10 protein-coding genes and 3 pseudogenes are annotated in these 9919 nt (G+C 41.3%); 8 read left to right on the top strand and 5 right to left on the bottom strand.

Annotated elements, in window-relative coordinates; genetic code table 11:
* The 6 genes and pseudogenes from REG_RS14775 to sapF form a co-directional block, all read left to right on the top strand.
* Positions 1-197, top strand: a pseudogene (locus REG_RS14775) (peptide ABC transporter substrate-binding protein SapA); the annotation flags it as partial.
* 5 nt (positions 198-202) lie between these two features.
* A pseudogene (locus tag REG_RS12405) lies at positions 203-1139 on the top strand (ABC transporter substrate-binding protein); the annotation flags it as partial.
* Positions 1123-1959: an ABC transporter permease subunit gene (locus REG_RS10550; RefSeq protein WP_006705638.1), complete on the top strand. Its 837-nt coding sequence runs from the start codon at positions 1123-1125 to the stop codon at positions 1957-1959. The pseudogene REG_RS12405 and the gene REG_RS10550, both read left to right, overlap by 17 nt.
* Positions 1946-2628, top strand: a pseudogene (locus REG_RS10545) (ABC transporter permease subunit); the annotation flags it as partial. The gene REG_RS10550 and the pseudogene REG_RS10545, both read left to right, overlap by 14 nt.
* 45 nt (positions 2629-2673) lie before the next feature.
* Positions 2674-3666 (top strand): putrescine export ABC transporter ATP-binding protein SapD, encoded by a 993-nt coding sequence (gene sapD / locus REG_RS10540; RefSeq protein WP_006705636.1) that lies wholly within the window; start codon positions 2674-2676, stop codon positions 3664-3666.
* Positions 3667-3668: 2 nt separating this feature from the next.
* On the top strand, positions 3669-4463 hold the full coding sequence (gene sapF, locus REG_RS10535) for a putrescine export ABC transporter ATP-binding protein SapF (protein WP_006705635.1): 795 nt from the start codon (positions 3669-3671) through the stop codon (positions 4461-4463).
* Between the two features lie 92 nt (positions 4464-4555).
* Here sapF and REG_RS10530 read toward each other — a convergent pair whose 3' ends face one another.
* From REG_RS10530 to serS, 5 genes are all read right to left on the bottom strand, one after another.
* Positions 4556-4987 carry a DUF29 domain-containing protein gene (locus tag REG_RS10530; protein ID WP_006705634.1) on the bottom strand — a complete coding sequence of 144 codons (432 nt, stop codon included), beginning with the start codon at positions 4985-4987 and terminating at the stop codon, positions 4556-4558.
* Positions 4988-5339: 352 nt separating this feature from the next.
* On the bottom strand, positions 5340-5492 hold the full coding sequence (locus REG_RS13640; RefSeq protein WP_176603529.1) for a hypothetical protein: 153 nt from the start codon (positions 5490-5492) through the stop codon (positions 5340-5342).
* Positions 5493-5628: 136 nt separating this feature from the next.
* Complete coding sequence (locus tag REG_RS14770) at positions 5629-5799, bottom strand: matrixin family metalloprotease (RefSeq protein ID WP_087943439.1); 171 nt, start codon at positions 5797-5799, stop codon at positions 5629-5631.
* Between the two features lie 120 nt (positions 5800-5919).
* Positions 5920-6174 carry a hypothetical protein gene (locus REG_RS10525; protein WP_006705633.1) on the bottom strand — a complete coding sequence of 85 codons (255 nt, stop codon included), beginning with the start codon at positions 6172-6174 and terminating at the stop codon, positions 5920-5922.
* A gap of 329 nt (positions 6175-6503) precedes the next feature.
* Positions 6504-7796 carry a serine--tRNA ligase gene (gene serS / locus REG_RS10520; protein ID WP_006705632.1) on the bottom strand — a complete coding sequence of 431 codons (1293 nt, stop codon included), beginning with the start codon at positions 7794-7796 and terminating at the stop codon, positions 6504-6506.
* Positions 7797-7987: 191 nt separating this feature from the next.
* On the opposite strand from serS, the gene REG_RS13865 reads away from it, so the two are divergent.
* Positions 7988-8986: a DUF3857 domain-containing protein gene (locus tag REG_RS13865; protein WP_006705631.1), complete on the top strand. Its 999-nt coding sequence runs from the start codon at positions 7988-7990 to the stop codon at positions 8984-8986.
* The gene (locus REG_RS13860) at positions 8944-9855 is read left to right on the top strand and encodes a hypothetical protein (protein ID WP_218015693.1); all 912 of its coding nucleotides are present in this window, start codon (positions 8944-8946) and stop codon (positions 9853-9855) included. The genes REG_RS13865 and REG_RS13860 overlap by 43 nt, the downstream gene beginning before the upstream one ends.
* The last annotated feature ends 64 nt before the right edge of the window (positions 9856-9919 follow it).

Here is a 9919-nt window from a genome sequence, read left to right as displayed (position 1 = left end):
TTGAATTCCGCTTAAGAGCACCGGATGCTTCTTTTCTCTGGCATTTAGCGACACATTACGCACCAATATTATCCGCAGAATATGCCGAAGCATTAACACAAAAAAATCAACAAGCAGAAATTGATCACAAGCCCATTGGTACTGGGCCATTTATGCTAAAGCAGTATCTTTTTAATCAATATATTCGTTTTTTTCGTCACAATCAGAATTGTTAACGGGAGAATGTGATGTACTAGCCTACCCCCTGCAAATCAATTAACCATTTTACGTAATGATCCTCGCTTCCGTTTAACATTACGCCCTGGTATGAACCTAGCCTATCTAGCGCTTAACACCCGTAAGCCTCCTTTAAATAATATTCAAGTTCGTCGTGCTATCGCATTGGCAATTAATTATCAACGCTTAATGCAAGCTATTTATTACGGTACAGCAGAAACCGCACCTTCCATTTTACCCCGCGCGTCCTGGGCCTATGGAGCGCACAAATCACCAAATACAATCCAAACCAAGCGAGAAAAATCTTACAGCAATTGGGTATTAAGCAAATGGAACTCAGTTTATGGGTCCCCACCGCACCACACTCTTATAACCCTAGTCCGTTGAAAACCACTGAACTTATTCAAACTGATTTAGCAAAAGTTGGCATAAAAATTAACATCATACCGGCTGAAGGACGTTTTCAAGACTACAATTCAATGGAAATGAATCACGATTTGACACTATCGGGCTGGACAACAGATAGCAATGATCCTGATAGTTTTCTTCGGCCAATATTAAGCTGTGCGGCTATTGATTCTCAAACAAACCTCTCTCGTTGGTGCTATCCCCAATTCGACATTTTGCTACAAAATGCACTACACACTCAGAAATTCAACAAACGTATTAGTTACTATGAGCAAGCTCAGCGCCTGCTCGCAGAACAATTACCCTTGTTACCATTAGCCACGCCATTGCGATTACAAGCTTATCGCAACGATATTGAAGGCCTAGTATTAAGTCCATTTGGTAATGCCTCTTTCGCTGGAATATTTAGAAAAAGCAAAGACAGTACGACGGAAGATAAAAAAATTATGACCACCTTCACATTACGCCAACTATTATTGTTATTGATTACCTTATTTTATGTTATCGCTAATTAGCTTTAATGTGAGTTTTCTTGCCGATCATGAACCACAGAGCAATATAGAAAAAGTGAATGCTTACCTTATCTATTTAAACAAACTATTACAGGGCGATTTTGGTATTTCAAGCATCAACAATCAACCCATTCGTGAGCAATTAAAGATGGCCTTTCCTGCCACCATGGAATTATGTGTTTTAGCCTTCTCGTTATCATTGCTTATCGGGATCCCTCTGGGCATCATTGCCGGGATGACCAGAGGAAAATGGACAGACATTACCATCAATGTTGTTACCTTAGTTGGTTTCTCTGTCCCCGCCTTCTGGCTAGCCTTACTGTTAATGTTATTTTTTTCTTTACAACTTGGTTGGTTACCCATCTCTGGCCGTCTTGACCTCTTATATCAAATAAAACGAGTGACCGGATTAGCACTGATAGACACCTGGTTATCACAATCACCCTACCGTAAGGAGATGATGATCAGTGTAATCCAGCTGCTATTACCTATTACTACCTTAGCCATGGCGGCAGCTACCCGTGGCTTATCAAGATTAACTATTATCCGACGACACTTGTTACACAACGCATTACCCCCCATTATCCCTAAATTAGGATTACAATTTTCGGCGATGTTAACCTTAGCCATGATCACCGAAATAGTATTTAACTGGCCAGGGCTCGGCAACTGGTTACTGGAAGCCATCCGCCAAGGCGACTATGACGCCATCTCAACCGGGGTTTTTGTTATTGGCGCGTTAGTCGTTGTGATTAACGTAATGTGCGACATTTTATCTATGATGACACCGTTAAAACGTAAGGAATGGTATGCAATCCGATAACTTCTACTATGAAAAGCAAACACCTAGCCCCTTGCGTTATGTCTGGCGAATTTTCAACACAGACATCGCTGCCATGACCGGATTTTACGGCGTACTAGGTTTAATATTGCTGTGTTTATTTGGAGAAATAATAGCGCCCTATGGCTTAAATCAACAATTTTTGGGTTATCAATTGTTGCCTCCTTCTTGGTCACGCTATGGTGATGTCTCTTTTTTTCTCGGTACCGATGATCTCTGGCGTGATGTTTTAAGCCGCTTACTAGCAGGTACTGTATCTACTTTTGGTTCTGCATTATTGGTGACCTTAGGTGCCATATTTTGTGGCATGGTATTGGGTGTATTGGCAGGAATTACTAGCGGCATTCGATCAGCCATTTTAAATCATATTTTAGATACCTTACTCTGTATTCCTTCTCTGCTGCTGGCTATTGTTATCGTAGCCTTTGCTGGTCCCAGCCTACAAAATACGATGTTTGCTGTATGGTTAGCACTGTTACCACGCATGATTCGTACTATCTATAGTGCCGTTCACGATAAGCTGGATAAGGAATACATTGTTGCCGCTCGCTTAGATGGTGCTTCGACTCGTTATAACTAGCAACAGAATTCACACGCGCCTTATCAATAGCTATTCTCGATATTGCAGCATTAGGGTTTTTGAATGACGGCATGCGCCGAGCAATAAACGAAGGCATAGAATAAAGGCGCAAAATAGTGGCACTCCTTGATATCCGCAACCTTACCATTGAGTTTATTACTCCCACCGGAGCAATTAAAGCGATTGATAGAATCAGTATTATGCTAGCAGAAGGTGAAGTTCGCGGACTGGTTGGTGAGTCAGGCTCAGGTAAAAGTTTAATTGCCAAGGCTATCTGCGGTGTCAGTAATGAAAATTGGCGTGTTACCGCTGATCGTTTTCATTTTAATGATATTGATTTACTCCGTTTACCTCCCCGCCAGCGCCGAAAACTCATTGGTCACAATATATCAATGATATTTCAGGAGCCACAATCTTGTTTAGACCCTTCTGAAAATATTGGGCAACAACTCATTCAGTCAATACCGGGTTGGACTTATAAAGGCAGATGGTGGCAACGTTTTCATTGGCGAAAAACGGGGATTGAATTACTCCATCGCGTTGGCATTAAAGATCATAAAAATATTATGAACAGTTACCCCTACCAGCTGACAGAAGGTGAATGCCAGAAAGTGATGATTGCTATTGCATTAGCCAATCAACCACGGCTATTGATTGCTGACGAACCCACCAACACCATGGAAGCGACCACAAAAGCACAAATTTTCCGTCTATTAACGCGATTAAATCAAAACAATAACACCACTATTTTGCTCATTAGCCACGATTTACAATTTATGAGTAAATGGGCTGATCGGATCAATGTGCTTTATTGTGGTCAGACGGTAGAAAGTGCCCTGCGCGATGATCTACTTGTTAATCCACGTCACCCTTATACACAAGCATTGATTCGTTCCATGCCTGGTTTTGGCGGCGCGATACCACATCATAAAAGCCGTCTTAATACTTTACCGGGTGCCATTCCCTCATTAGAGCATCTCCCTATCGGTTGTCGTTTGGGGCCTCGATGTCCCTATGCTCAGAAAGAATGTATTGAAACACCTAGGCTACAACGAATAAAAAATCACGCTTTCGCATGTCACTTTCCACTAAATTTAGAGGATAAATAAGGTTGGAAATACTACTTGAAGTACGTAATTTAAGTAAAAAATTTTGCAGCCATAGCGGGTTATTTCACCGAAAACAAATTGTGCAGGCGGTTAAGTCAATCAGTGTCACGCTACAAAAAGGGCAAACGCTGGCTGTTATTGGAAAAAACGGATCAGGTAAATCAACACTGGCTAAAATGCTAGCCGGTATGATTGAACCCAGTACCGGGGAGATATTAATAGAGGGGCACCAACTCAGTTACGGTGATTATGCTTATCGTAGTCAACGCATCCGTATGATATTCCAAGATCCCAGTACTTCACTACTCAATCCTCGGCAGCGAATCGGCCAACTACTTGACACACCGTTGAAATTAAATACAACACTTGACGCCTCTGCACGTGAGCAACATATTTATCAAACGCTACGTCAAGTAGGTTTACTCCCTAACCACGCCGATTATTACCCTCATATGTTAGCCTCTGGGCAAAAGCAACGGATTGCGCTCGCGCGGGCGCTCATTCTGCAACCTAAAGTTATAGTTGCAGACGAAGCTTTGGCTTCATTAGATATGTCAATAAGATCACAAATTATTAATCTAATGCTAGAACTACAGGAAAAGCATGACATTGCTTACGTTTACGTCACCCAGCATCTTGGCATAATGAAACACATTAGTGATCAAGTCATCGTTATGCACGAAGGCGAAGTTGTTGAACGTGGCAATACAGCTGAAGTGTTAGCAGCGCCTTCACACGATTTTACTAAACGTCTCATAGCCAGCCATTTTGGCGAAGAAATCCTCACCGAGGCATAAAAAATCTGTATACCCTTCGTCTTTGAAGCCGCCGTGTTGTTGGCTGCGGGTGTTCGCCGAATCACGTAGTATGTCTATGAATGAAAAAATTCTCATTCCGGAAAAAATTCATCGCTGATGACTTGCTCAAAAGTCCACGGACATTGCTTTGGAAATACAGTCTCTTCTATCCCTGTTTCTCTGGCTGTCGATAGAATTGAAACTTCATAAGCATCGTTAAGTATTTCAGGTAGTTTAGATTTGAGGCTTGGGTTACTACGTAAACGTTTTTGCGTAAGCTTTCTTTGCTCTTTGATGGATAACAACCAGCTTGTACCTCTCCGTGCCGGCTGATACTTCCATTTGAGAAGATGTTGAAACAATACTTTTAGGTGCGATTCAAGCCCTCTTTGTTCACTCCGCCCCATTGCTTCTATCTCCTCCAGCAAATTTTCTGTATCTAACTCATTAAAATGCCCAGCACGGAGCAAATCTGCTTGCTCTTGGCTCCAACCGTAAAAATCACTGTCATAATGGATTGTCATATCTTCCTCGCTATTTCAACAGCATCACCCAATAATGATATCCCATCCGAGAAAAAACGTTTATGGGATTGTTCGTCGCTCCTATTAATCAGCCTCCCTTGAAACGAGCCCTGAAGTGAAGAGTGGAAGGTAAAACTAGACATATCCTGCGCTAGTAGATAGTTTTCTGCTGGTAGCTTTTTCTCATTACGTTCACGCTCTTTCTGTTCTCGTCTTTTTGTGTATTCCTGATCATATTCGCGCTTTCTCTGTGCCCGTTCTTCCTTTATCCGTTCCCATTGTTTTTTGCGTTCCTCTTCTATCTATCTCCGCTCTTCTTTTATCCTCTGCCATTGTTCTTCATGTTCTTTTACTATTCGTGCTTCCTCTTTAGCCCGTTCCTCCATCTGTCTCTGCTTTTTTCTTCTGCTGCCTCTCGTGCTTGTCTCTGTTCTTCTTCTCGTGCCGCTCGCCGTTTATTTACGCGTTCTTGTTCCAGCCGTATCCACTCTTGCTCCTGTCTCAATGCTATTTCTCGTTCCCGCGCTAGTTTACTTGCTCTTTCTTGTACTTCTTGTTGGCGCCTCTTGCGCTCCTTTCGTAGCTCTCGCTTTTTTTCCCGTTCTTGCTGGCGTTTCAGTATCTTTTCTCGCTCCTGGGGATCAGGATTGGTATCGTTGCAAAGCTAAAATATCAGCCGGTTGTAGCTCCGTTGTAGAAGAAATTATAGGCCACATAATGCTGTCAGCGCTAGAATAGCCCGCTTGAGTAACGTGCTGTAATCCAATAGCATGCGCTATTTCATGAGTAATAATTTCTTTAAAATTATTCATACTTGCAAAATTTACCCATATTGGACTAACGCCAGAATAATTATTAGGAAAAAAGGCAAAACCAACAAGACGATTCTCGGTAGCTTCGTAAGTAAAATTACCAAAATTAAGATTGCTAAATTAAGTACCTTCTACCATTTTGAATTCTAAACCTGTCTTCACGGCAATCTCATCAAGAACAAATTGGGTTATTTCCCGTTGTTCCTCAGTAAAAGGGGTTAAATTAGTATAGGATTTATATTCTTTATGAATTATATGACTATGATAAAGGGGCGTTAAATATTTAAATTTCAGTACCAATTCTTCGCCGATATTTTTATTCCATCGATATCCACTCTTTAATCTTTCTGCTAAATCTTTAATCTTTTTTTTCATAATCCATCCATTCCTTTTTTATCCTTATTAAAAATCCGTTACCGATCCAAAATAAAAATAATTTTATTTTTCAGTAACATATAAATGTAAATTTTTTGTAAAATATTACATAAAAATTTATTATATTATTGATGGATTATTTTTTTTAAAACACAAAGATATTTTAATGAAATAAATGTTTTTTCAAAAAAATTAATATGATTAGAAAAAAAGATGCATTATTTAACAGGTCATTAGCATATTAGGTTAAATAATTGGATGATAAGTTTGTGTGTTACGGCAGCGATTGATTGCCGCCTTGCCGTAACTCGAAATTAATTGGCTATATATTAACCAATATATTCCAGGCCTCGCATATAAGGGCGTAACACTTCCGGTATTGTTATCTTACCGTCAGCCTGTTGATTGTTTTCCAACACGGCAACCAAAGTCCGCCCCACAGCTAAACCTGAACCATTTAGCGTATGCACTAATTGGGGTTTTTCACCCTGCTTATCTCGATAACGCGCCTCCATCCGACGCGCCTGGAAGTCCCCCATATTGGAACAAGAAGAAATTTCTCGATACTTTTTTTGAGCCGGTAACCAAACTTCCAGATCATAAGTTTTACAAGCAGCCGCTCCCATATCACCCGTACACAGCAACACTTTACGATAAGGCAGTTTTAATAGTTGTAATACTTTTTCAGCGTGCTTGGTCAACTCCTCCAGCGCCTCCATGGAGTGTTCTGGGCGTGTAATTTGCACCAATTCTACTTTATCAAACTGATGCATACGAATGAGACCCCGAGTATCACGCCCATAAGAGCCAGCTTCGGAACGAAAACAAGGTGTATGCGCCGTCATTTTTAATGGTAAAGAAGCGCCTTCCAAGATCTCACCACGCACTAAATTGGTCAGCGGTACTTCTGCCGTTGGAATTAACGCATAATTGCTACTCGATGATTCCTCTGCTAATGGCTTAGTATGAAATAAATCTTCACCGAATTTAGGCAATTGCCCCGTTCCTAGCAGAGAATTTGAATTGACCAAATAAGGCACATAGACTTCTTGATAACCATGTTGTTCGGTATGCAGATCGAGCATAAATTGTGATAGCGCACGATGTAAGCGCGCAATGGCTCCCTTCATCACCACAAAACGTGTCCCGGTCAATTTAACGCCAGCAGCGAAATCAAGCTCCCCTCTTCTTTCACCTAAAGTAACATGATCTTGGACGTTACAATCATCCTTACGAGGATCACCCCAGTGACTGATTACTTTGTTATCTTGCTCACAGTTACCTTCAGGTACGCTATCATCAGGCAAATTAGGAAGTGACAATGTCACATATAATAGCTTGTTTTGTACCTCCTGTAATTTTGCTCTTGCGACATTCAGTCTCTCACCCAATTGCTTAGTGTCTTCACACAGAAGTTCAATATCTTCTCCTTTTGCTTTAGCCGCGCCAATCAATTTTGCGTGAGCGTTGCTTTGGGCTTGCAAGTTTTCTGTCTCTATTTGTAAGGCTTTACGCTCTTTTTCATAGTGGCGCAGTGAATCTGTATCTAGTTTACAATTTCTACGGGCTAATTTTTTAGCGACTACGTCTAGCTCATTACGCAGCAGGTTGGGATCGAGCATATTTATCCTATTATATTCACAAAAATGTTATATTTTGATTTATTATCTATTAAATGCATGCTATTACATGCGCCTTTTATACCCTTCGCCTTTGAAACCACCGGTTAGCTCGAATCACGTACTACGCTCATCGGCCTCAAGCCCTGGCCGCTTAACGGCTGTGAGTATAGTTATTTATTATCAGGAATATTATGCGATATCATCTATTCTGTCTTTCGCTTTTTAAAGCAAGTTTAGCGCTTTTCAGTTCATCCGCATTATCTGCACTGCAACCGATTGAAGAAGCACCCTTGGCAAGTGAGATCGATCACCATTGTCATTTCAAAGATGATGGTACGACTAAATGTAGCAGTACTTATCATTACACCATTCTTCGGCCAAGCGGACGCGAGGAAATATCACGCATCGATTTTACTTTTAATGAAGATGACAATCTCACTGTGGAAAAAGCCGAGCTAACCCAGCCAGGAAAAAAATCGGTTCCATTAGATAAATCTCGCATCGATACCCGCTTAGCTCCCAATCCTGCAAAAGGTTTTCTGCAAGAAAAACAAACCTCAATTGCCTTTCCTAATTTACGGATAGGAACACGTGTTAGCTATACATTACAACAGGATTACGCGGCCAAACCGATGATCAACGGATTTCACTATATTTATAATGAGTACCCCTCTCCACAACGGATTGACCGTCTCAATGTAAAATTTACCGCTGAACGTCCTATCGTCTGGCGCAGCGAACGGATGGAAAACTTCAACATAACGCATAAAAAAGATAAAAAAGAACTGGTCATTACACTAAAAAAACCACCGTACTACCTTAATTATGTTAATGAAGCAAACGGCAGCTATGTGCGCCAAATCCCTCGCATCGAGCTAGCCAGTTCACTTGATTTACAAGATAACTTTGGAGCTATTGCCAAGCGCTACAACGAAATATTGGCGGCCAAACTGCCTCCTCTTAGCGCAGAAGTTGTGAGTAATATAAAAGAAAAAACTCCTGAACAAAAAGGCAACACATTTACGATAATTACCGTTACTTGGGCGATTGGCGAGGTAGCGAACGGGGTTACATTCCATTTAGCTTGTCTGAAATTGAAGAGCATGGTTATGGCGACTGTAAAGACTTGGCAATACTTCTCACCGCAATGCTTAAAGCCTCAGGGATCAAAGCTCAGCCTGCGTGGATAAAACGTGGGGTTTTTGCTCCTACTCTACTTATCCCAGGAATAAAAGCACCCAATCACGCTATTGTATGGGCTGAAGTCAATGGCAAGACCTGGTGGCTTGATCCCACTAATCCCGTTTTTACACCGGGTCGAACCATGAGTGATCTCCAAGAACGTTGGGTGTTTGTAGCAGATGAAACGGGACAAGTGAAGCAAGAGACCATACCGGCAGAAACCCCTGATGTAAACCAAAAGGTTACACGTGAGGAACGCTTCAGTGATGGCACAAAAGCACAAGTGGAATTGAACTTAGAACTGGCTAACGATCCCCTGATGCAACTGAGTAAGGATGATCAACATTATGGCAAGTTTAGCGTCGATAAAGAGCTATGCAGCCAATTCGCTAAAGAATCACAAGATTGTGAAATTAAGCGAGCCGAAACCGCTTTCGTCATGCCAGAACACTATAAAATGACAGCCACCCTAACCGATCTTGCTGCCTTACAAAAAGTGTCGGATCAATACATTTACCATCGTAGTAGCGATAAGCTAACGGCAATCTGGAAAATGTTTTCAGCATACCGCCGTGAAGGAAATTTAGCCGATGTCTTTATCGGTGATCCACAAACCATTTTGCTAGAAACGACACTTAGCGGAGGCAATATCAGTAAGCAGCCACTGCATTGCGAGATACGCTCACCTTGGTTTGACATCGATATGAAAAGTGAGCCAAGCAAGGATGACAGTTATCATTATTCTTATAAAAAAGTAGAAAAAGTACGTTGGCTCACCCATGATGAAATCAATAGCGGTGAATTCAAGGATTTGATTGATAAAAGCGTTGACTGTTTTGAAAAGTTACGACTCAACGTACAGTTGACTAAAAAATAACCGATTAAAAAAGCATAAACAATGTGATTTGATGCTAAGTCAAGGCGCCCGGCGCACAGCAACC

Origin of the sequence: Candidatus Regiella insecticola LSR1, assembly GCF_000143625.1 — a bacterium.
GTDB lineage: Bacteria > Pseudomonadota > Gammaproteobacteria > Enterobacterales > Enterobacteriaceae > Regiella > Regiella insecticola.
The sequence above is the reverse complement of the archived record's forward strand: the minus strand, read 5'-3'. Positions and strand labels throughout refer to the sequence as shown.

Bases quoted from the DNA above. Each gene is read 5' to 3' on its own strand.
- REG_RS10550 (WP_006705638.1), top strand. From the start codon at position 1,123: ATGTTATCGCTAATTAGCTTTAATGTGAGTTTTCTTGCCGATCATGAA.
- REG_RS10530 (WP_006705634.1), bottom strand. From the start codon at position 4,987: ATGACAATCCATTATGACAGTGATTTTTACGGTTGGAGCCAAGAGCAA.
- REG_RS14770 (WP_087943439.1), bottom strand. From the start codon at position 5,799: ATGAATAATTTTAAAGAAATTATTACTCATGAAATAGCGCATGCTATT.
- REG_RS10525 (WP_006705633.1), bottom strand. From the start codon at position 6,174: ATGAAAAAAAAGATTAAAGATTTAGCAGAAAGATTAAAGAGTGGATAT.
- serS (WP_006705632.1), bottom strand. From the start codon at position 7,796: ATGCTCGATCCCAACCTGCTGCGTAATGAGCTAGACGTAGTCGCTAAA.
- REG_RS13865 (WP_006705631.1), top strand. From the start codon at position 7,988: ATGCGATATCATCTATTCTGTCTTTCGCTTTTTAAAGCAAGTTTAGCG.
- REG_RS13860 (WP_218015693.1), top strand. From the start codon at position 8,944: ATGCTTAAAGCCTCAGGGATCAAAGCTCAGCCTGCGTGGATAAAACGT.